Source organism: Leucobacter sp. USHLN153, assembly GCF_037145615.1.
In the GTDB taxonomy this organism is placed as follows: Bacteria; Actinomycetota; Actinomycetes; order Actinomycetales; family Microbacteriaceae; genus Leucobacter.
The window spans coordinates 176,919-198,032 of sequence record NZ_JBBCXE010000003.1; the positions used below are offsets into that span (position 1 = coordinate 176,919).

Here is a 21,114-nt window from a genome sequence, read left to right on the forward strand (position 1 = left end):
CGAGGATGAGGTATCCGGGCAGTGCAGCGCGCGGGATGCGCGCGGCGTCGGTTACCGATCTTTCCAGGGAATACGCACACAACGAGTCCCGTAATGCCCTTGATTTTTGCCACAGATCTGTGCATGTGCACATACACTGGCGGGATGGAATCTCACTCTCTCGCGGTGCAGGACGCGCTCAGCGACACCCCGACCGAGGCAGACCGCCCCCGCTGGCTGGAGCTGCTCGAGGAACTGGACCCCGAGCTCCTCACCCAGCGCTTCCTCGCCCGCGTCGGCACCGTGCCCGGCTACGACCCCGCGCCGATCCCCCATTCTGAGCTGCACCGCACCGGTGTGCTCTCGTTCATCTCACTCATCGACGGACTGCGCTCCGGCGGCTTCGACGGTCCGGTCGCCGTCGCCACGGACGTCGGGGTGTCACGCGCGCGGGCCGGGGTGCCGCTCACGGCCCTCATGACCGCGATCCGCCACGACTTCACCGTGCTCTGGGAGGCGCTCACCCAGGCGGCGAGCGCCTCGGACGCCGAGCTCATCGTGCGCCACACGAACATCGTGCTGCGCACGGTCGACGACTACGTGCACCAGACGGAGGCGGCGTACCTCGCCGAACAGCAACGGATGCACGACGAGCAGGCGTCACTGCGGCAGAGCCTCATCGCGGCGCTGTTCCAGGATCCGCCTCCTCCTCCCGAGCGTCTGCGGATGATCGCGCTGGATCTCGGCCTCTCCTCCGGCGCCGCGTCGCCCTCTCCTCTGCGCGTGTTCGCCGCGACGGGCGACGATATCCGTGCACTGCGCGTCTTCGTTTCCGAGTACGAGCGGGCGGGCGGCCGCATCTTCACGCATCACCTCGGCGACGCGCTTATCGCCATCTTGCAACCGGTCGAGCTGCCCGGGTCGCGGCTCACGGAGGTTGCAAGCGGGGCTTCCGACATGCGGGTCGGGATCGCCACGGCGCCGAACGGTGTAGCCGATCTGCGGCGGGCTGCGTCTGCAGCGCGGGAGCTCGCCCACCTGTTCCACACCGAGGAGACGGGCGCGATGACCTGGCGGCGCGGGTGGGCGCGATTGGCGTCGAGACAGCTGCTCGCTGCGGGGACGCCGCCACTCGCGGATGTGAGCGCGGCGCTTGAGCGGTGCACTCCGGCGGAACGAGCCCGCCTTGAGGAAGCCGCCCGCAGTTACCTCCGCACCGGCAGCATCGGTGCTTCAGCCGAGGCGCTGTACTGCCACCGCAACACACTCGCGAATCGGCTGCGGCGCTTCGCCGATCTCACCGGCGTCGACCCGCTCATCCCCGAGGACGCGGCCCGCCTCGTCGTGGGCTGGGCGTAGCGCGCGCGGTCGCGGTCCGCCCCCTCCGCTCAGCCCTGCCGCTGCGCGGCAGTGGGTTCGAGGCAACTTTCAGCGCGTGTCACGGCTCGCAGCTGAGCGACACGCGTCGCAACCTACCCCGATCGCAGGGGTTCGCGGGGTCAGGCGACGCGGTCGCGGACGATGTGACGCAGCGCCTCGAGCGACAGCGTCACCGACTCCACGTCGATCCGCTCATTGTTGCTGTGCACGCCCTCGCGATAACGCTCGTAGCTCCACCCCGGCCCGAGCAGGCCGAAACCGTAGGCGGGGATGCCGAGCTCGCGCAGCACGCGGGCGTCGGATCCGCCAGCAGCCATGATCGGCACGACCGGAGCGTCGGCCACCGCCTCCACCGCCCGCTCGATCGCCGCGAACAGCGGGGTGTCCGCGGGCGAGGTCGTCGCCGCCCAGCCGCGCAGGTGCTGAATCTCCACCTGGGAGGCGAGCGGACCGAGCACGACCGTGAGCAGGTGGTCGACCTCCTCATCGGTGGTGCCGGGGAGCGTGCGAATGTCGAGGTCGATCGTGCCGACCGCCGGGATCACGTTGTGCGTCGCCCCGGCGCGCAGCACCGTCGGCGAGATGGTGACGCGCGACACGGCATGCGCGTAGCCCGAGATCCCTCCGAGGTGCGGCAGCGCGGCGTCGAGGCGCACGGGGTCGCGGAGGCGCTCGGCGAGCGCGGGATCCTGAATGCGCGCATCGATGAAGCGATTCCACAGCGGGCCGAGCTGCGCCGCGGGCATCACCTCGCCGAGACGCTGCAGCACCTCGCCGACCCGGTATGACGCGCTCTTCGCGCCGTACGGAATCGACGCGTGCCCGGGTTTGCCGTGAATCACGAGTCGGCGCCCGGCCGATCCCTTCTCCGCGATCTCGATCGCGACGTGCCGGCCCATCCGCATCCCGCCGGACTCCGACAGGGCCTCGGTGACGCGAACGACCTCGGGGTGCTTGCGGACGAGCCAGTGGATCCCGTACTCGCCGCCGCCCTCCTCGTCGGCGACGGCGATCAGCACGAGGTCGCCGCGCGGGGGCTCCGGGGCGAGCGCCGCGTCGCGCACCACGCACGCGAATGCGGCGGTGAGGTACAGCATGTCGACAGCGCCGCGACCCCAGATCTCGCCATCGATGAGGTCGCCGCCGAACGGGTTGCGGATCCACCCCTCCTCGTCGACCGGAACGACGTCGAGGTGCCCGAGGAGTCCGAGGGACGGGGCATCGGGATCCGTGCCGCGCACGCGCGCCACGAGAGAGGCGCGGCCGGGTGCGGATTCGAGCACGTGCGTCTCGACGCGACCCGTCGCGACGGCCTCGGCGAGGAAGCGCTGCAGCACGCGAACGCTGCGGATCTCCTGGCCCGAGCCGACACTGCCATCGTTGACGCAGGCCTCGCGAATCAGCGACTGCAAGAGCGCGATCGTGTCTGCGGCGGACGCCCCCAGCTGCGCCCCCTCACCCGCGGCTGCCTCGCCCTGCTGCGACACTGACTGCACCCTCCTCGCTCGGGCAGCGCCCGTTCCCGTTCCAGCCTACTCGGCGCCCGCGGTCAGGAACTCGATGCCGAGCCGCTTGAAGTCGCGGGAGCCCGGCGCGTTGAAGTGATGGCGGCCCGGGATCTCGGCGAAGGAACCGTTCGGAAGGCGAGCCGCGAGCTGCTTCGAGTCCTCGAGAATGAGGTCGTCCGAGCCCGTCGCGACGAGCACCGGTTGTTGCGGGGCGTTCCCCATGTCGGGGTTCTCGTCGCCGAAGCGCATGCCGCCCGCGAGCGCGATGAGCGCGGCGAGATCGTTCTCGGGGACCCGCTCTGCGAGGCGCACGTAGTTCTGCGTCGCGCGATCCTCAACCGGAGTGCCGTGCTCGAGAAAGGCCCGGGCCTGCTCGAGATCGAGACGCCCGAGCGGCCGCCCGTCGGGGATGCCGCCGAGCACCGCCCGCTCGACCCGGCCGACGAGGTCGGCGGCGACGTGCCAGCCGACCCGCGCGCCGAGCGAGTACCCCAGGTACAGCACCGGATCGATCATGTAGGTGTCGAGAATGCCCTCGATGTCGGAGACGAGAAGCGGCATCTGGTAGTCCTCGGGTTCCACCGGCTTCTCGCTGCGCCCGTGGCCGCGCTGATCGACGCCGAGCACGCGGAAGCCCTCGCGGACCAGCTGCCCGACCCAACCGGTCTCCACCCAGTTGTCGCGACAGCTCGACGCGAAGCCGTGCACCGCGAGCACGACCGGCGCATCCTCGTCACCCCACGTATAGGTGGCGAGCTTGAACCCCTCCTGCGACATTACGTAGACCGGCTGCGGCATTTCAGGAATCAGGGGGAGAGACATAGGTCTATTGTGCTCCTTGATTGCGCGGCCCCGCCGATCAGCCATCCCTCACAACCAGCCGCAGATGACCGAATTGAACTTCTTGTCGACGCGGTACAAGTGGGCCGGGGGGCATCCCGTTCGCAATCCGCGCGCCTGCGCGCGTCCTCAACGGTCGCGGAGCGTCACCGTGAACCGGGCGAGGAACCACTGCGTGATCGGGCCGATTGTCGCGGCGTAGAGCACCGTTCCGACGCCGACCACGCCACCGAGGAGCCACCCGAGCAGCACGACGACAACCTCGATGCAGGTGCGCACCAGCCGGATCGAACGCCCCGTCACCCGGGAAAGCCCCGTCATCAGCCCGTCCCTGGGCCCCGGGCCAAACTGCGAACCGATATACAGGGCACCCGCGAACCCGTTGAGCACGACTCCCGCGACCAGGAGCAGAATATTCCAGCCGAGCGCGGAGAAATGCGGGACCCACGGCAGCGTGACATCGACCGCGGGGCCGACGAGAAGCGCATTCAGGATCGTACCGAGGCCCGGTTTCTGTCGCAACGGGATCCAGGCGAGCAGCACGACGAGGGAAAGCAACACGACGATCGTGCCGAAGCTGATCGGGATGTGCGAGATGATGCCAGAGTGGAGCACATCCCACGGGATCATCCCGAGCCCCGCGGAGATTACGAACGCCATGGAAGCGCCGAACAGGTATAGCCCGACGATCAACTGCGCGAACCGCCGCACGAATCTTCCGCCCGTAATCTGCTGCAACGGCCCGACGTTCGCCAGCTCGCGACGCGAGGAACTCGAGGCCACCTGGGACGCCCTTTCGATGAATGAAAAGATGGTCGGTCACGAACAAGATGGCGCTCAGCACGTCGGTTCGTCCGAGACTTCCAGCTTACTTTCACGGAGTCCTCTGAGCGCCTGCACCTCGGCGATGCAGCATCGAGAGGTCACGAACGTCAGCTCACTGACATCGAGCTTGTGGTTCCGGTGCAGTCGACGCGACGTACCGAGATCGACTGCGCGACGACCGTCTCCCGGAAGATAATCGACACTCATCGCCGGACGTCGACTACATACGCATAAGCGTCTTTTCGCTTTACTGCACGACGACACGAGAACCGCGAGGGGTCCGACGAAGCAATGATTGAGGTTAACGAGCACATCGAGGTTCCAGGGGATCCCGACGCAACGTGGGCGCTACTGAAAGACCCGCACACCGTGGCCGCGTGCGTACCGGGGTGCAAGCTCGTAGCGCAGCGGGAAGACGGTTCGTATGACGCGCTCGTCGCGGCGAAGTTCGGCACCTTCCGGGCGCAGCTCCGTGCGGTCGTGTGGCTCACCTTCGACGACGCGACGCGCACGGGGTCCCTGAAAAGCATGGGGGCCGGGCAGCAGAGCAGCACACAGCTCGGCGCCGACGTCGCGTTTCGCGTCACCCCGAACGACGCCGGCGGATCCGCAATCGACGTCACCGGGCAAGTGACGGTCACAGGAAAGTTCGCCGGAATCATGCAATCCGGCGCCTCGATCTTCATCAAGCGGGTAACGAAGCGCTTCGCCGAGAAGCTCACCGCGCGGGTGCTCAGCCGGTGACCATCGAAGCGTTCACCGAGCTACTGGTGGGATCGCGGGGTGACGCTCGGGGGCCGCGCTACGGGACTTCGTCAGCAGCCCCGGCACCGACAGCGGCTCCGGGCCCTCAGAACCCGCCGCGTACTCGTGCATCTCGACGTGATCCCGCGCCCACGCGTCACGCACCGGCTGCAGGATTCGCCAGCATTCTTCTGCCGAGTCAGCGCGAACCGAGAGGGTCACGTTTCCGTCGAGGATCTCCGAGAGCACCTCGGAGTACGCCCGGAGCTGCCCATCGCCCAGGCGACTCGCAAGGGTATCGCGGTGGATCTGAAACGGGTCGACTCCGCCGGTCACGTTGAGTTCGAGATGCAGTTGGTCGGGGCCGAGCGTGAACGTCAGTCGGCCGCCATCGGGGACGCTACCCCCGAAGCCCTCGGCGAGGTGACGCACCGGCCGGAAACGAAGCGTGATCTCGGATCGATTCTTCCCGAGCGCCTTTCCGGACCGCAGCCGGAACGGGACTCCCGCCCAGCGCTCAGTGCGCACCTCGCACACCACGTCGGCATAGGTCTCAGTGCGGTTCGACGGATCAACGCCGGGCTCGTCGACATAGGAGACGACGTCACTGCCGGCGATGCTGCCCGCGGTGTAGCGGCCGCGACGCGACGCGGTGACGGGATCGTCTCCCCAGATATGGGTGGCGCGGAGCGCGGCGGTTTTCGCGGATCGCAGCGACACTTCGTCGAGCGCGGCGGGCGGTTCGAGGGCGATCAAGCTGAGCACCTGCAACAGATGACTCTGGATCATGTCGACCAGCGCGCCCGCGTGATCGTAGTAGCGCGCGCGGTCTTCGAGGGCAAGCGTCTCATCGAAGCGGATTTCCACCGACTCGACGTGCTCGGCGTTCCATACCGGGGCGAAGATCCGGTTGGTGAGGCGGACGCCGAGGATGTTCAGCAGGCTGGAGCGGCCGAGAAAGTGATCGACCCGAAAAACGCGCTCCTCGGGGACGAGGTCGAGCAGGCGGCGATTGAGATCCTTCGCGCTCTCCTCATCACCGCCAAACGGCTTCTCCAGCGCCAGCACGGTGTGATCGGGGAGATCAATCGATTTCAGGGCCTCGCAGCACCGCTTCGTAATCGCGGGCGGGAGTGCGAAGTAGATCACGAGAGGCCCGCCGATCCCCGCGATGAGCGACCGCATACTTTTCGCATCGGTCACGTCCGCACGCGTGTAGCTCGTCTCGCCGACCCGCGATGCCGCCGAGGTCGCGCCCGCTTCGGCGAATCGCGACGCCACCGTTTCGCGCCACTTCTCGGCGCTCCACTCGTCTGACCCCGCACCGAGGAGAGCGATGTTGCGATCCGGCTCGCGTTCCAGAAGCGCGCCGAGCGCGGGCAGCAGCAGGCGAGAAGTGAGGTCTCCAGAGGCCCCGAGAATCAATAGCGTCGTGGTCACCATCCCTCCACCGTATGCTTCATGGCCGGCAGATCTAGCCCCTGGCACACGCGACGGCGCGGTGACAGTATGGGACGGATGGTGACCCCTATCGAGGACTACGCGCTGCTGAGTAACTGCCGCACCGCTGCCCTTGTGTCCCGCGACGGGTGCATTGACTGGCTCTGTCTTCCCCGCCTGGATTCCCCCTCCGTCTTCGCGGCGCTGCTCGGAAATCACAACGACGGGACCTGGCATCTCCGGCCGTCCGATCCTGATGCGACGGTCACGCGCCACTATGACGACGACACCTTCGTGTTGATCACGCGCTGGGAAACCGACGCGGGAACGGCGGAAGTGCACGACTTCATGCCGGTGGGGCGCGATCCGCACGTTGCCATCGACCGCACCGACGTCGTCCGTCGCGTGGTGGGCATCTCCGGGACTGTCGAGTTCGTCGAGGATCTCCGCATCCGTTTCGACTACGCGCGCGCGATGCCCTGGGTGCGCCAGACCGGAACGCCGACCGAGCCGGCCCTGGTGGCCACTGCGGGGCCGGATGCGCTGGTGCTCCGCGGCGTCCGCCTCACCGCGGACGACCACAAGCACGTCGCCCGGTTCACGGTCGCCGAGGGGGACGTGGAGGACCTGACACTGACGTGGTTCCCGTCGTTCCGGCCGGTTCCCGAGCCGCTGCGCGTGCAGGAGGCGCTCGACCGCACCCGAGAGTGGTGGCAGAGCTGGGCAGACCGGATCGAGCACGACGGTGAGCACCGCTCGGGCGTGGTCCGTTCCCTGTTGGTGCTGCGCGCCCTGACGAACCACGACACCGGCGGCATCGCGGCGGCAGCGACAACGTCCCTACCCGAGGATTTCGGGGGTGCTCGCAACTGGGACTACCGCTTCGTGTGGCTGCGCGACGCCGCGCTCACCCTCGAGGCCCTCTTGAGCCACGGGTTCACGCAGCTCGCCGACGACTGGCGCACGTGGCTCTTGCGCGCGGTGGCCGGCGACCCGGCCGATCTGCAAATCATGTACGGGCTGGCGGGCGAGCGGAATCTGTTCGAGCACGAGCTGCCGCACCTCGCCGGGTACGCGGGTTCGCAGCCGGTTCGGATCGGGAACGAAGCCGCGCTGCAGTACCAAGCGGATGTCGTCGGCGAGGTGGTCGTCACCCTCTCTTCCGCCCGCAAAGCGGGGCTCAACGAGTCCGAGTTCTCGTGGCCGCTCGAGCTGCACCTGGTGCAGTACGCTGCTGAGCAGTTCGAACGGCCGGATAACGGCATGTGGGAGATCCGCGGGGAACCGCACCAGTTCACGCACTCACGCGTCATGATGTGGGCCACGTTCGACCGGGCGATCCGCGCCGTCGAAGAGCACGGCCTCCGCGGGCCGCTCGACAAGTGGCGCGAGTTACGGCAGCGCGCCCGCGACGAGATCGACACGCACGGCGTCTCGAACGCGCACTTCACCCAGTACTACGGCACGGACGCCGTCGATGCGTCGCTGTTGCTCCTCCCCCAGGTCGGCTACTGCGCGCCTGATGATCCGCGCATGCTCGCGACGGTCGAGCGCCTCGAGCGCACCCTGATGCGCGACGGGCTGCTGCTTCGCTATCGCACCGACTCCGGCGTCGACGGGTTGCCCGGCGACGAGCACCCTTTTCTGGCTTGCTCATTCTGGCTCGTCGAGCAGTACGCCACGACGGGCCGGCTCGACGATGCACGCGAGCTCATGAACCGGCTCTGCTCCTACGCCAACGATCTCGGGCTGCTCTCCGAGGAGTATGACCCGAAGAATCACCGGCAGGTCGGCAACTTCCCTCAGGCCTTCTCACACCTCGCCCTGGTCCGCGCCGCCGACGCGCTCGCGGGAATCGGAAGGCAACCGCGGTGAGCGGGGCGCAGGGGTGGCGGATCGCTCCCGCCGCCGGGGTTTCGGTTTCAACGAGGACCGGGGCGCCGACCGGCCTGGCTTCGCGACTGCTCGCCTCGGCGACTTCGCGCCTCGAGAACGTACGACAGAAGAAGGGACCACCAAGGTGAGTGAGCAATTCGCGGTCGGGGACCACGTCAGCTGGAATTCTGAAGCGGGACGCGTCAGCGGGCACATCACCCGAGTGCACACGAGCGACTTCGACTACAAGGGGCACACCCGTCGGGCGAGCAAGGACGAGCCCCAGTACGAAATCAAGAGCGACAAGACCGATCACATCGCGGCTCACAAGGGCAGCGCGCTTCGGCGCCTCTCCGACGATTAGGGATTTGGCGGCAACGCTGGCCAGTGTTGCAGCGCGGCTTGGTGTGACGTGCGCCAGCGAGGGGTGACGTGTGTGCCGCTACGCCTCCGGGGCCGGCATGAGCCCGAACGCGACCAACTCAGCATCGGTGAGCAGGCGTGAGCGGATCAGGAAGCGCTTGCCCGTCGGGCCCTCGACGCTGAAGCCCGCGCCGCGGCCGTCGACAACATCGATCGTCAGGTGCGTGTGCTTCCAGTACTCGAACTGCGACGCCGACATATACACCTCGATCGGCTCGTCGAGCCCGACATCGAGGTCGCCCAAGTGCACGTCAGCAGGGCCCGTCAGAAACATCCCCACGGGGTAACACATCGGGGAGGAGCCGTCGCAACATCCGCCGGACTGGTGAAACATGAGCCGTCCGTGACGCGCGGTGAGATCGCGTAACAGGGCCGCGGCCTCCTCGGTGACATCCACGCGATTGAATTCTTCGGACATGACGTCCTCCTTCGTTGTTTCCAGGATGCGCCGCCGGGCGGGGCGAGGGAAGCCCCCGCTCCGCCCGATCCGCCACACCTCGGGATCAGAAGAATCCCTGCGGGCCCTCCGCGTACGAGACGAGAAGGTTCTTCGTCTGCTGGTAGTGATCGAGCATCATGCGATGGTTCTCGCGGCCGATGCCCGACTGCTTGTACCCGCCGAACGCCGCGTGCGCGGGGTACTGGTGGTACGTGTTCGTCCACACGCGCCCCGCCTCGATCGCGCGGCCGGCACGGTAGCAGGTGTCGGCAATGCGGCTCCAGACGCCGGATCCGAGGCCGTACAGCGTGTCGTTCGCGGTCGCGATCGCGTCGTCGTACGTCTCGAAGCTCGTCACAGACAGCACCGGGCCGAAGATCTCCTCCTGGAAGATCCGCATCGAGTTCTTGCCCTCGAATACGGTCGGGGTGACGTAGAAGCCGTCCGACAGATCGCCGCCGAGGTCTGCGCGCTCGCCGCCCGTGAGCACCTTCGCCCCCTCGGATTTACCGATGTCGATGTAGGACAGAATCTTCTCGAGCTGATCGTTCGAGGCCTGCGCGCCGATCATCGTGTCAGTGTCGAGCGGGTTGCCCTGCTGGATGCGCTTCACGCGCTCCACACCGTCAGCGAGGAACCCGTCGTAGATCGAGCGCTGGATGAGGGCGCGCGACGGGCACGTGCACACCTCGCCCTGGTTGAGAGCGAACATCGCGAAGCCCTCGAGCGCCTTCTCGTAGTAGGAGTCCTTGTCGCGGGCGACGTCTTCGAAGAAGATATTCGGACTCTTGCCGCCGAGCTCGAGCGTCACCGGGATCAGGTTCTGCGAGGCGTACTGCATGATGAGGCGACCCGTCGTCGTCTCTCCCGTGAAGGCAATCTTGCGGATCCGCGGGTGCGACGCGAGAGGAGCGCCCGCCTCGATGCCGAAGCCGTTCACGATGTTGAGCACACCGGCGGGCAGCAGATCACCGATCAGCTCGACGAGGAACAGGATCGACGCCGGCGTCTGCTCCGCGGGCTTGAGCACGACACAGTTGCCCGCGGCGAGCGCCGGAGCGAGCTTCCACGTCGCCATGAGGATCGGGAAGTTCCACGGAATGATCTGGCCGACAACGCCCAGCGGCTCGTGGAAATGGTACGCGACCGTATCCTCGTCGAGCTGGCTGATGCCGCCTTCCTGAGCGCGCAACGCCCCGGCGAAGTAACGGAAGTGATCGATCGCGAGCGGGATGTCGGCGTTCAGCGTCTCGCGGACGGGCTTTCCGTTCTCCCACGTCTCCGCGACCGCGATCTCCTCGAGGTGCTCCTCCATCCGATCCGCGATCTTATTGAGGATCACCGCGCGCTCGGCGGGGCTGGTGCGCTTCCAGGATTCGAACGCCTTCCAGGCGACATCCACCGCGCGGTCGATATCTTCGGCGGTACCGCGGCCGACCTCCGTGAAGCTCTTGCCCGTCACGGGACTGGGGTTCTCGAAATACTCGCCCTTCACCGGGTCGACGAATTCGCCCCCGATGTAGTGGCCGTACCTCGGCCGGTAATCTGCGACGGCCCCCGGCTGTCCGGGCTGACTGTAGACGGTCATCACTGTCTCCTTCGACACGAATCTTCCGCGGGAGGTCACCGCGGATGCCCTGACGCTACGCCGCCGCGGGTTGCATTCAGTTGCGCGCGCTGAGGGTCTCGAGGCGTGCGACGATGCCGGTCCGCCTTGGGGAACGCGCGGGGAGCATGCGCAGGAGCTGCGCGAGCGCTTCGACGTCGTCGGAGCCGAGGTCCGACTCGACATAGTCGAGGAGCGCTTCAGCACTCGCCTCGGACAGGAGCGTTTCGCGAAGCGAGCGGCGCATTTCGCTGCGCAGCTGGTCGATGCCAGGCGCGAGTGAGCCGGGGAGGACCTCACCGGTGAACATCGACAGAGCGATTCGGTGAGCACCCCGGTCGAGCAGCTCGAGCAGCTGCTGCGCGTCGGTGTCGATCGGTGGGATGCGATAGGGGCGCGACTCCGGCACCAGCTCGGGTGCGCGGGTTTCGAGCACACGACGCAGCCGCACCATCTCGGGGCGCAGAGTACTGATCGCTCGAGCGTCGCCGTAAACGAGCTCCGCGAGACGCGCGGCGGTGAGTCCCTGTCGGTGCACAGAGAGCATGAGCAAGATCTCCGCGTGACGCAGGCTCAGCGCGATCGACTGCTCACCGCCCTCGAAGTGCAGGGTGAGCAGTGCGAGGTCGCGCCCGAGGACGCGGAGGCACGCGCGGTCCGTGAGCGGGTGGGTGCGGCTCGGTTTCACTGCCGCGGGGGCGGTGCCCGCGCGCATCTTCGCCACGAGGAGCTCGTTTTCGACGGCGCGCGCCGTCGCGTCGACCAGCATCTGCGCGTGGGGGGTCGCTGCCTCCTCTCCCCCGGTCACGTCGATCACCCCGAGCAGGCATCCTGATTGAGCATCACGAATGGGTGCAGCGGTGCATGACCACGGGCGCGCGAGGCGATTGAAGTGTTCGGACCCGCGCACCTGGACCGACCGCCCGAGGGCGAGGGCCGTGCCCGGCGCCGCAGTGCCGACGCTCTCCTCGGCCCAGTTGGCGCCCGCGATGAAGCCCATGGCCCCCACGCGGTCCCGCTGCTCACGGTCGCCTTCGACCCAAAGCAGGCGCCCGGATGCGTCGCCGATCGCCACCACGACGCCGGCATCGTCGTGCGATCCCGGAAGGAGAAGGCTCCGAATAAGCGGGAGCGCTTCCGCCAGCGGGTGGGCGGATCGATACGCGTCGAGTTCGGCGCCCGCGAGATCGAGCGAGGGAAGAGCGTCCGCGGCAACCGATCCGCTGACCGAGCGCGACCATGAGGCGCTGACGAGAGGCCGAACAGCGACGAGTGCATCAAGATTGCCGGCGAGCAGCTCATCATGCGCGCGCTCGATCACCGCGCGAGACACCCGATCTGGTCGAGTAAGCCACAGAGACGGCATCGCACCTCGTCATCGTCGAAAGAGGAACTGTCTGTCGCCAGTATAGGTCGAGCGCACACGGCCGCTCCCGACGGTCGCGCCTTCGGGTGACATACCCCGTTCACCTCGGCAAGGAGCTGCCGTGCAACTGGAAGCACGAGAAGAAACCCGGAGCCGCAATTCCTTGCCGGCACGTCGATCGTCGTCAGCGACGGCCCACGCGCGTGCTCCGTGTTCAAGCGGCCCGCGAAACGGCGTGTTCGCATCGAGGTGGACCTGGGAAAAGTTCCAGACTCTCAGGATGCAGCGATTCCCTGCGCGACCGCGCCGTCGACACGACCATCGGCGAGACGGATCACGCGGTCTGCGACATCGATCACCGATTCATCGTGCGAGACGCACACGACCGCGACGCCGCGGGCCGCTTCATCCCTCATGACACCTCGAATCCGCTCGCTGCTCGCAGAGTCCAGCGCCGTGGTCGGCTCATCGAGGAGAAGAATGTCGGCCTCTCGCACGAGCCCCTGCGCGAGCAGCGTCCGCTGCTGCTGACCACCCGAGAGTGAGGAGAATGGCACTTTCGCGAGACCAAGGATGTCCAGCCGATCCAGCGCGCGATCCACGGCCTCCCGTCCACGCCGATCCATGGCTCGCCAGGTTCCGAGGCGACCCCACACCCCCACGTTGACGACATCGCGAACCGTGACGGGCAGCCCCGGGGGAATCGCGGCTCGCTGTGGGACAAAAGCGAGGATGCCGTCGATCCGTCGCTCACCCTCATCCGCTTGCTGAGTGCCAGCGATGACTTCGAGGAGAGTGGATTTTCCCGCCCCGTTCGGTCCGACGATCACCGCGAGCTCGGTGGAGCGAAAGTCCGCGTCGACACCGGCCAGGGCATCGCGCGCCCCGAAGCACACACGAATCCCTGCCAACTCGACCACCGGCGTCCGAGTGCGTTGCGAAGAGTCCATGGCTCTAACTTACCAATTTGATAATGAGTATCATTTGCGTCTAGGCTCGAGAAACGTGGCTCTCCCCTACCTCGCTGGTAACCCGCTCGCGCTCGACTTCCTCCAGCGCGGGCTGCTCGGTGGCGCGCTCGTCGCGATCCTGTGCGGCGTGGTCGGAACCTGGGTCGTGATCCGCGGGATGGCCTTCCTCGGCGAGGCGCTGGCACATGGGATGCTGCCCGGGGTCGCTCTCGCCACGGTGCTGTCAGCGCCGGTGATCCTCGGCGGTGCCCTCAGCGCCGTCGTGATGAGCCTGGGTATCGGTGCGCTGCAGCGGCGCGCACGCCTCTCGTACGACACCAGCATCGGAATGCTTTTCGTGTCGATGCTCGCGTTGGGGGTCATCATCATCTCGCACTCGGGCTCCTTCGCGTCAGACGCGACGGCGATCCTGTTCGGCGACATCCTCGCGATCGGCTCGGCCGACCTCGTGCTCCTGTTCGCGGCTGCGGCCATCGGCGTCATCGTCACCGCGGCGTTCCACCGCTCATTCGTCGCGCTGGCGCTGGACGCCAGAATCGCCACGGTCCTGGGGCTACGTCCCCGGTTCGCCCAGGCTGCGCTCGTGGGCTTAGTTACCCTCGCTGTCGTGGCCTCGTACCAGGCGGTGGGATCGATGCTCGTCGTGGGCCTCCTGCTGGCTCCGGCCGTCGCGGCCAGCCACTGGTCCACACGCATCGCCAGCAGGATGGCATTCGCCTCGGCGTTCGGGGTGACGGCCGTCCTCCTCGGCCTACTCGCATCCTGGTACCTGGCGACAGCGGCCGGCGCATCCGTGGCAGCAGTCGCGATCCTGCTGGCCTGCGTCTCATACGCGATACGGGCAGCTCTCGACCTGATCTCCCAGCGCCCACCCCGCGCGCTGGTACCGACCTCGCAATGACGCGATGCTCGCCCTGGCCCTGCTGCGGCGACAGTTTCTGCACGAACGAAAGAAAGGCATCCGTGCGATCTCGCATCACCCCGCTCGCCCTCCTGGGCGCGGTCACCCTCACACTCACCCTGGTCTCCTGCTCCAGCTCAGCCCCCGAATCCACGGACGACGCCGGTGCCACCGGCGACGGTCACGGAGCCGTCGCCGGAGCAGCCGAGGTCGCCGAGCCGCAACTCGCCCTCACTGCGATCAGCCCGGACGGTGGGGTCTCGCATCTCGACCTGCTCGACGAGAGCACCACCGACCTCGGCCAGATCGGCGCCCCCTCCGCCATGACGACGGACGGCCGCTATCTTTTCGCCGAGACCGCCGAGGGCATCGACATCGTCGACAGCGGCGTGTGGACGTGGGACCATGTCGACCACTTCCACTACTACCGGGCGGATCCCCGCCTCGTCGGCGTCGTCGACGGTGCGGGTCCCACCGCCGTCGCCACCACCAACCTGTCGACCACCGGAGGAACCGGGATCTTCTTCGAGGACTCCGGCGACGCCGTCCTGCTCGACACAGAAGCCCTGTCCAAGGGCGAGGTGAAGGAGCGGTTCCGTCTCGAAGGAGATCCCCATCACGGGCTCGTCGTCCCGGTGGGATCGTTCGCCCTTGTCTCCGTCGCCGACGACGGAGTCGGGACCAAGGTCGTCGGACACACCTCCGACGGCGAGCCCGCCGGAGTGGAAGCCGAATGCCTGAACCCGGCTGGCACCGTCGCCACGCGAGTGGGTGCTGTCATCGGCTGCGAAGGCGGGGCGCTGCTCGCCAGCGTCGAGGGGGATCAGCTCATCATCGAAGAGATCCCGTACCCGCGGGGTACGACCGCTCCGCGGGCGATGCATTTCGACAACCGCGAAGGGCGTCCGACTGTCGCTGCTCTCGCCGGCGACAAGGGCATCTGGATGCTCGATACCCGAGAGCGAGCGTGGACGTTCCTGCCCGCTCCGACCTCGCTCGTGCATGTCACCGCCGTCGACGACGAGGACGACTCCACCCTCGCCCTCGCCGCAGACGGTCGAGTGCTCGTTCTCGACAACGCTGGCGCGGTGATCGCGGAGACCGAGCCTCTCGTGAGTGACTCGCTCGCTGCGGGCGCATCTCCCACCCTCATCGCCGATCAGCAGCGCGCGTACCTCAGCGCCCCCGCGGAGAAGCGTCTCTACGAAATCGACTACTCCGACGGCGCTCGCATCGCACGCACCTTCGACACGACCGCCGAACCGATGTTCGTCGCCGAGACGGGGCGCTGATCCATGCGAAAGACACGCTTCCTCGCCTCCCTCGCGCTCGGCGCCGTCGCACTGGGCGGCCTGACCGCCTGCGCCGACCATCAGGACGACGGTCCGCTTGTGGTCGTCTCCACCAACATCCTCGGCGACGTCGTCGGCGAGCTCCTCGGCGACCAAGCCCGGGTGGTCACGCTCATGAAACCGAACGCCGATCCTCATTCGTTCGAGATCTCCGCACAGCAGGCGGCGATGCTACGCGACGCCGACCTGCTGGTCTCCAACGGACTGGGCCTAGAGGAGGGCCTTCAACAGCACCTAGACAGCGCCCGCTCGGAGGATGTCGCGACCTTCGCCGCCGGCGATGTGATCGAGGTGCTCGACTATCAGGAGGGCGACGCTGCAGGCATGCCCGACTCCCACTTCTGGACCGACCCCGCCCGGATGCTTGATGTCGTCGACGCCCTGGAGCCGGTCCTCTCGAAGATCGACGGCGTCGACGCGTCACTGCTCGACGAGAGCGTCACCGCGTATCGGAGTGAGCTCGAGCAGCTCGACGAGGAGATGACGGCGGCGTTCGCGTCGATCCCGGCCGAGCGTCGAGCCCTGGTCACGAATCACCATGTCTTCGGCTATCTCGCCCAGCGCTTCGACTTCGAGGTCGTCGGCGCCGTAATTCCCGGAGGTACCACGCTCGCAGCTCCGTCCGCCTCTGACCTCGCCGACCTCGTCGGAGCGATCAACGATGCGGGCGTCCGGACGATCTTCGCCGAGTCGTCTTCGCCTGACCGTCTGGTCCAGGCGCTCGCCAGCGAGGCGAACGTGCATGTCGACGTCGTCGAGCTGTTCACCGAGTCGCTGACCGAAGCGGATGAGGGCGCCCCTGACTACCTGACCCTGATGCGCGTGAACACCGAGCGCATCACAACCGGTCTCACTCGCTGAGATCCCACACAAGAAGAGAGAAGCATTCATGCAGAAATCAAACCTTCGACGCTCGCTCACCGGCGCTCTGGCGCTCGGTGCCGTCGTCGTGCTCGCGTCCTGCGCCGCAGGGGGTGACGCGCCCGCCGCTGCCGGAGGCGAGTCATCCGCCGAGAAGGCAGGATCACGCGTCGCCCTGGCCTATGAGGGCGGAATCCTCGTGCTCGACGGTGTGACGCTGGAGACCGTGGCGGATCTCGAATCCGAGTCCTTCACGCGTTTGAATGCCGCGGGCGATGACCGCCATGTGATGGTCACCATGAGCGAGGGGTTCCAGGTCCTCGACACGGCCGCCGGGTCAGCGGACAAGCCCGAGTTGACCGATGTCATCTTCGACGCCGACACCCCCGGACACGTCGTCCGGCACGCGGGGAAGACCATCCTCTATGCGGACGGCACCGGCGATACCACGATCTTCGACACCGCCGACCTCGCGACCTCGGACGGACTCCCCGAGATCCAGACCGTCGCCGGCGTCGAGGCGCACCACGGAGTCTCGGTCATCCTGGAGGACGGGACCTTCCTCACCACGGTGGGCAATGCAGACAGCCGCAACGGCATCTCCGTCGGCGACGCGTCCGGCACGGAGATCGCGACCTCGGATCAGTGCCCGGGTGTGCACGGCGAGGGAACGGCGAAGGACGAGGCTGTCGTATTCGGCTGCGACGACGGCGCACTCGTCTACTCGGACGGCGAGATCACGAAGCTCACCGCCCCCGATCAGCCGTTTGGCCGCATGGGCAACGCCTACGTGAGCGAGACCAGCCCCATTGTTGTGGGCGACTACAAGAACGACGTCGACGCCGAAGGCTACCTCCTCGACGCCGTGACCCTGATCGACACCGTGGACAAGACCCTCGACGTCGTCGACCTTCCCGATGGAGTCGAGTACACGTTCCGCGACATCGTGCGCGGTCCGAATGACCTGGCTTACATCCTCGCCAGCGACGGAGCGATCCACGTCCTCGACCCGGAGACCGGTGAGATCGCCGACACCTTCCCCGTCGTGGAAGCGTGGGAGGGCCCCGCTCAGTGGCAGGACCCGCACCCGGCGATCGTCGTGACCGGTGACATCGCCTACGTCACCGAGCCCGCCTCGAACAGCATCCACGCCGTGGACCTGACGACGGGCGACGTTCTCACGACCGCGAAGCTCGACGTGACACCGAACGAGATAGCGCCGGCCGCTGGATCCGGCAAGTAGTTACCAGCGACATACGAGAAAGCGGGCTCATCTCCGGTGGGCCCGCTTTCTCGTGTGACGGCCCCAGGCTCAGTGCTCGTCGTAGTGGTCGCCGTGCAGCGCGTGACGATGAGTACCGTGCACGTAGTCGACGTGATTGCCGTACGTCACGGCCTCTTTTTCAGAAGTCCCAATCCTCGTCTTCGGTGGCGACTGCCTTGCCGATGACGTAGCTCGAGCCCGAGCCCGAGAAGAAATCGTGATTCTCGTCCGCGTTGGGCGAGAGGGACGAGAGAATGGCCGGGTTGACGTCGGTCATTTCCTTGGGGAACATCGGCTCGTAGCCGAGGTTCATGAGTGCCTTGTTCGCGTTGTAGTGGAGGAACTTCTTGACGTCCTCGGTGAGACCGACCGGGTCGTAGAGATCCGCCGTGTACTTGATCTCGTTCTCGTAGAGGTCGTACAGCAGCGAGAAGGTGTAGTCCTTCAGCTCCTGGCGGCGCTCCTCGGTCTCGTTCTCGAGCGCCTTCTGGAACTTGTAGCCGATGTAGTACCCGTGCACGGCCTCATCGCGGATGATGAGGCGGATCAGGTCAGCCGTGTTCGTGAGCTTCGCGTGCGAAGACCAGTACATCGGGAGGTAGAAGCCCGAGTAGAAGAGGAAGGACTCCAGGAGCGTCGACGCGATCTTGCGCTTCAGCGGATCGTCGCCCTCGTAGTAGTCGACGATGATCTGCGCCTTCTTCTGCAGATTCGGGTTCTCCATCGACCATCGGAATGCGTCATCGATCTCCTGCGTCGAGCACAGCGTCGAGAAGATCGACGAGTAGCTCTTCGCGTGCACCGATTCCATGAACGCGATGTTCGTGTAGACGGCCTCCTCGTGAGGAGTGATCGCATCGGGGATGAGCGACACCGCGCCAACAGTGCCCTGAATCGTGTCGAGCAGCGTCAGACCCGTGAAGACCCGCATCGTGAGCAGCTGCTCCTGCGGCGTCAGCGTCGCCCACGACTGCACGTCGTTCGACAGCGGCACCTTCTCGGGCAGCCAGAAGTTGTTCACCAGGCGGTTCCAGACCTCGAGGTCTTTATCGTCCTGGATGCGATTCCAGTTGATCGCCTGGACGGCGTGCCCCAGCTTGAAGTTCATCGGGTTCTCTCTACTCCGGTGTCGAATCAGTAAATCTCAGCGCCGCTCGGCGCGCAGGTGTGCTCGCCTCACAGCATGCAGCTGACGCACTCTGACATGTCCGTACCCTCCAGCGCGAGCTGACGGAGCCGGATGTAGTAGATCGTCTTGATGCCCTTACGCCATGCGTAGATCTGCGCCTTGTTGATGTCGCGCGTCGTCGCCGTGTCCTTGAAGAACAGCGTCAGCGAGAGACCCTGATCGACGTGCTGCGTCGCAGCCGCGTAGGTGTCGATAATCTTCTCGGGGCCGATCTCGTACGCGTCCTGGTAGAACTCGAGGTTCTCGTTCGACATGAACGGGGCCGGGTAGTAGACGCGGCCGAGCTTGCCTTCCTTGCGGATCTCGATCTTCGACGCGATCGGGTGGATCGAGCTCGTTGAGTTGTTGATGTACGAGATCGAGCCGGTCGGCGGCACCGCCTGGAGGTTCTGGTTGTAGATGCCGTGCTCCATGACGCTCGCCTTCAGCGCGCGCCAGTCCTCCTGCGTCGGGATCGCGATGCCGGACTTCGCGAAGAGCTCGCGCACCCGCTCGGTCGCGGGCGCCCACTCCTGCTCGGTGTACTTGTCGAAGAAGACACCCGAGGCGTACTGCGAATCCTCGAACCCGCCGAACACGGTGCGGCGCTCGATCGCGATGCGGTTCGAGGCCTGCAGCGCGTGGAACAGCACCGTGTAGAAGTAGATGTTCGTGAAGTCGATGCCCTCTTCGGAGCCGTAGTGCACGTGCTCACGAGCGAGGTAACCGTGCAGGTTCATCTGCCCGAGGCCGATGGCGTGCGACTGGTCGTTGCCATCCTCGATCGAGCGCACCGAAGAGATGTGGCTCTGGTCGCTCACCGACGTGAGCGCGCGGATCGCGAGCTCCACCGTGCCGCCGAGGTTGCCGCCGTCCATCGCCGCTGCGATGTTCATCGACCCCAGGTTGCAGGAGATGTCCTTGCCGATCTGGGAGTAGCTGAGGTCCTCGTTGTAGGTCGTCGGGGTGTTGACCTGCAGAATCTCCGAGCAGAGGTTCGACATGTTGATGCGGCCCTTGATGGGGTTCGCACGGTTCACCGTGTCCTCGAACACGATGTACGGGTAGCCCGACTCGAACTGCAGCTCCGCGATGGTCTGGAAGAAGTGACGCGCGTTGATCTTCGTCTTCTTGATGCGCGCGTCGTCGACCATCTCGTTGTACTTCTCGGTGATCGAGATGTCACCGAACGGCACTCCGTAGATGCGCTCGACGTCGTAGGGGGAGAACAGATACATGTCCTCGCCCTTCTTCGCGAGCTCGAAGGTGATGTCGGGGATCACGACGCCGAGCGACAGCGTCTTGATGCGGATCTTCTCGTCGGCGTTCTCACGCTTCGTGTCGAGGAAGCGCATGATGTCGGGGTGGTGCGCCGAGAGGTACACCGCACCAGCACCCTGGCGCGCACCCAGCTGGTTCGCGTAGCTGAAGCTGTCTTCGAGGAGCTTCATCACGGGGATGATGCCGGAGGACTGGTTCTCGATCTTCTTGATCGGGGCACCGGTCTCGCGGATGTTGGAGAGCAGCAGCGCCACGCCGCCGCCGCGCTTCGACAGCTGCAGCGAGGAGTTGATGCCGCGGGAGATCGACTCCATGTTGTCCTCGATGCGGAGGAGGAAGCAGGAGACGAGCTCACCGCGCTGCGCCTTGCCGAGATTCAGGAAGGTGGGCGTTGCCGGCTGGAATCGACCCGAGATGATCTCGCGAACGAGACCACGCGCGAGCTCGCGGTCGCCCTCGGCGAGGCCAAGCGACGACATCACCACGCGATCTTCGAACCGCTCCAGGTAGCGCTTGCCGTCGAACGTCTTGAGCGCGTAGGAGGTGAAGAACTTGAAGGCGCCGAGGAACGTCGGGAAGCGGAACTTCATCGCGTACGCCTCGTTGGTGAGTTCCTCGATGAACGGAACGCCGTACTGCTCGATCAGCGCACTCTCGTAGTACTCGTTGTCGATGAGGTACCGCATGCGCTCTTCGAAGTTGTGGAAGAACACCATGTTCTGGTTGACGTGCTGCAGGAAATACTGCCGAGCCGCCTCGCGATCCTTGTCGAACTGGATCTTGCCGTCTGCGTCGTACAGATTGAGCATCGCGTTCAGCGCGTGGTAATCCATGTCGCTGATCTTCGAGGATTCGAGGCTGGGCTCCACCACTGCGCTCGGTGCCTCAATG

At 66.3% G+C, this 21,114-nt stretch carries 18 protein-coding genes; 8 read left to right on the forward strand and 10 right to left on the reverse strand.

From position 1 onward, the window contains the following. The first annotated feature begins 144 nt into the window (after positions 1-144). On the forward strand, positions 145-1,338 hold the full coding sequence (locus WFH00_RS06620; protein ID WP_336659921.1) for a PucR family transcriptional regulator: 1,194 nt from the start codon (positions 145-147) through the stop codon (positions 1,336-1,338). Positions 1,339-1,478: 140 nt separating this feature from the next. On the opposite strand, the gene WFH00_RS06625 is transcribed toward WFH00_RS06620, so the two are convergent. The 3 genes from WFH00_RS06625 to yczE form a co-directional block, all read right to left on the reverse strand. Next, a complete protein-coding gene (locus tag WFH00_RS06625) occupies positions 1,479-2,846 on the reverse strand; it encodes a M20/M25/M40 family metallo-hydrolase (protein WP_336659922.1) in 1,368 nt (455 codons plus the stop codon). A 45-nt stretch (positions 2,847-2,891) separates the two neighbouring features. Beyond that, positions 2,892-3,689 (reverse strand): alpha/beta fold hydrolase, encoded by a 798-nt coding sequence (locus WFH00_RS06630; protein WP_336659923.1) that lies wholly within the window; start codon positions 3,687-3,689, stop codon positions 2,892-2,894. Positions 3,690-3,836: 147 nt separating this feature from the next. Continuing rightward, the gene (yczE, locus tag WFH00_RS06635) at positions 3,837-4,490 is read right to left on the reverse strand and encodes a membrane protein YczE (protein WP_336659924.1); all 654 of its coding nucleotides are present in this window, start codon (positions 4,488-4,490) and stop codon (positions 3,837-3,839) included. 333 nt (positions 4,491-4,823) lie between these two features. Here yczE and WFH00_RS06640 point away from each other — a divergent pair, with 333 nt between their 5' ends. Further along, entirely contained in the window at positions 4,824-5,276 is a 453-nt protein-coding gene (locus WFH00_RS06640; RefSeq protein ID WP_336659925.1) for a CoxG family protein, read from the forward strand. Positions 5,277-5,288: 12 nt separating this feature from the next. Here WFH00_RS06640 and WFH00_RS06645 read toward each other — a convergent pair whose 3' ends face one another. Then, entirely contained in the window at positions 5,289-6,719 is a 1,431-nt protein-coding gene (locus WFH00_RS06645) for a glucose-6-phosphate dehydrogenase (RefSeq protein WP_336659927.1), read from the reverse strand. 75 nt (positions 6,720-6,794) lie between these two features. On the opposite strand from WFH00_RS06645, the gene WFH00_RS06650 reads away from it, so the two are divergent. Next, positions 6,795-8,591: a glycoside hydrolase family 15 protein gene (locus WFH00_RS06650; RefSeq protein ID WP_442918806.1), complete on the forward strand. Its 1,797-nt coding sequence runs from the start codon at positions 6,795-6,797 to the stop codon at positions 8,589-8,591. A 145-nt stretch (positions 8,592-8,736) separates the two neighbouring features. Then, the gene (locus tag WFH00_RS06655) at positions 8,737-8,955 is read left to right on the forward strand and encodes a DUF2945 domain-containing protein (RefSeq protein WP_336659930.1); all 219 of its coding nucleotides are present in this window, start codon (positions 8,737-8,739) and stop codon (positions 8,953-8,955) included. Between the two features lie 78 nt (positions 8,956-9,033). Here WFH00_RS06655 and WFH00_RS06660 read toward each other — a convergent pair whose 3' ends face one another. The 4 genes from WFH00_RS06660 to aztA form a co-directional block, all read right to left on the reverse strand. Continuing rightward, on the reverse strand, positions 9,034-9,432 hold the full coding sequence (locus tag WFH00_RS06660) for a DUF779 domain-containing protein (protein WP_336659932.1): 399 nt from the start codon (positions 9,430-9,432) through the stop codon (positions 9,034-9,036). 85 nt (positions 9,433-9,517) lie between these two features. Next, complete coding sequence (exaC, locus tag WFH00_RS06665) at positions 9,518-11,041, reverse strand: acetaldehyde dehydrogenase ExaC (RefSeq protein ID WP_336659933.1); 1,524 nt, start codon at positions 11,039-11,041, stop codon at positions 9,518-9,520. A 76-nt stretch (positions 11,042-11,117) separates the two neighbouring features. Beyond that, positions 11,118-12,425 (reverse strand): GAF domain-containing protein, encoded by a 1,308-nt coding sequence (locus WFH00_RS06670; protein WP_336659934.1) that lies wholly within the window; start codon positions 12,423-12,425, stop codon positions 11,118-11,120. Positions 12,426-12,700: 275 nt separating this feature from the next. Then, positions 12,701-13,375: a zinc ABC transporter ATP-binding protein AztA gene (gene aztA / locus WFH00_RS06675; protein ID WP_336659935.1), complete on the reverse strand. Its 675-nt coding sequence runs from the start codon at positions 13,373-13,375 to the stop codon at positions 12,701-12,703. Between the two features lie 55 nt (positions 13,376-13,430). Here aztA and aztB point away from each other — a divergent pair, with 55 nt between their 5' ends. The 4 genes from aztB (at position 13,431) to aztD (ending at position 17,753) form a co-directional block, all read left to right on the forward strand. Next, positions 13,431-14,297, forward strand: a complete 867-nt coding sequence (gene aztB / locus WFH00_RS06680) for a zinc ABC transporter permease AztB (RefSeq protein ID WP_336659936.1) — start codon at positions 13,431-13,433, stop codon at positions 14,295-14,297. A gap of 62 nt (positions 14,298-14,359) precedes the next feature. Then, positions 14,360-15,589 carry an ABC transporter gene (locus WFH00_RS06685; RefSeq protein WP_336659937.1) on the forward strand — a complete coding sequence of 410 codons (1,230 nt, stop codon included), beginning with the start codon at positions 14,360-14,362 and terminating at the stop codon, positions 15,587-15,589. A 3-nt stretch (positions 15,590-15,592) separates the two neighbouring features. Next, complete coding sequence (gene aztC / locus WFH00_RS06690; protein WP_336659938.1) at positions 15,593-16,510, forward strand: zinc ABC transporter substrate-binding protein AztC; 918 nt, start codon at positions 15,593-15,595, stop codon at positions 16,508-16,510. Positions 16,511-16,538: 28 nt separating this feature from the next. Continuing rightward, positions 16,539-17,753 (forward strand): zinc metallochaperone AztD, encoded by a 1,215-nt coding sequence (gene aztD / locus WFH00_RS06695; RefSeq protein WP_336659939.1) that lies wholly within the window; start codon positions 16,539-16,541, stop codon positions 17,751-17,753. A 160-nt stretch (positions 17,754-17,913) separates the two neighbouring features. Here aztD and nrdF read toward each other — a convergent pair whose 3' ends face one another. Next, a complete protein-coding gene (gene nrdF / locus WFH00_RS06700; protein WP_336659940.1) occupies positions 17,914-18,882 on the reverse strand; it encodes a class 1b ribonucleoside-diphosphate reductase subunit beta in 969 nt (322 codons plus the stop codon). A gap of 68 nt (positions 18,883-18,950) precedes the next feature. Next, positions 18,951-21,056 (reverse strand): class 1b ribonucleoside-diphosphate reductase subunit alpha, encoded by a 2,106-nt coding sequence (gene nrdE, locus WFH00_RS06705; RefSeq protein ID WP_336660229.1) that lies wholly within the window; start codon positions 21,054-21,056, stop codon positions 18,951-18,953. Between the last annotated feature and the right edge of the window lie 58 nt (positions 21,057-21,114).

Excerpts from the sequence above, each read along its gene's own strand:
- WFH00_RS06620 (WP_336659921.1), top strand. The coding sequence starts at position 145 with ATGGAATCTCACTCTCTCGCGGTGCAGGACGCGCTCAGCGACACCCCG.
- WFH00_RS06630 (WP_336659923.1), bottom strand. The coding sequence starts at position 3,689 with ATGTCTCTCCCCCTGATTCCTGAAATGCCGCAGCCGGTCTACGTAATG.
- WFH00_RS06640 (WP_336659925.1), top strand. The coding sequence starts at position 4,824 with ATGATTGAGGTTAACGAGCACATCGAGGTTCCAGGGGATCCCGACGCA.
- WFH00_RS06645 (WP_336659927.1), bottom strand. The coding sequence starts at position 6,719 with ATGGTGACCACGACGCTATTGATTCTCGGGGCCTCTGGAGACCTCACT.
- WFH00_RS06650 (WP_442918806.1), top strand. The coding sequence starts at position 6,795 with ATGGTGACCCCTATCGAGGACTACGCGCTGCTGAGTAACTGCCGCACC.
- WFH00_RS06660 (WP_336659932.1), bottom strand. The coding sequence starts at position 9,432 with ATGTCCGAAGAATTCAATCGCGTGGATGTCACCGAGGAGGCCGCGGCC.
- exaC (WP_336659933.1), bottom strand. The coding sequence starts at position 11,041 with ATGACCGTCTACAGTCAGCCCGGACAGCCGGGGGCCGTCGCAGATTAC.
- WFH00_RS06670 (WP_336659934.1), bottom strand. The coding sequence starts at position 12,425 with ATGCCGTCTCTGTGGCTTACTCGACCAGATCGGGTGTCTCGCGCGGTG.
- aztA (WP_336659935.1), bottom strand. The coding sequence starts at position 13,375 with ATGGACTCTTCGCAACGCACTCGGACGCCGGTGGTCGAGTTGGCAGGG.
- aztC (WP_336659938.1), top strand. The coding sequence starts at position 15,593 with ATGCGAAAGACACGCTTCCTCGCCTCCCTCGCGCTCGGCGCCGTCGCA.
- aztD (WP_336659939.1), top strand. The coding sequence starts at position 16,539 with ATGCAGAAATCAAACCTTCGACGCTCGCTCACCGGCGCTCTGGCGCTC.
- nrdF (WP_336659940.1), bottom strand. The coding sequence starts at position 18,882 with ATGAACTTCAAGCTGGGGCACGCCGTCCAGGCGATCAACTGGAATCGC.
- nrdE (WP_336660229.1), bottom strand. The coding sequence starts at position 21,056 with ATGGATTACCACGCGCTGAACGCGATGCTCAATCTGTACGACGCAGAC.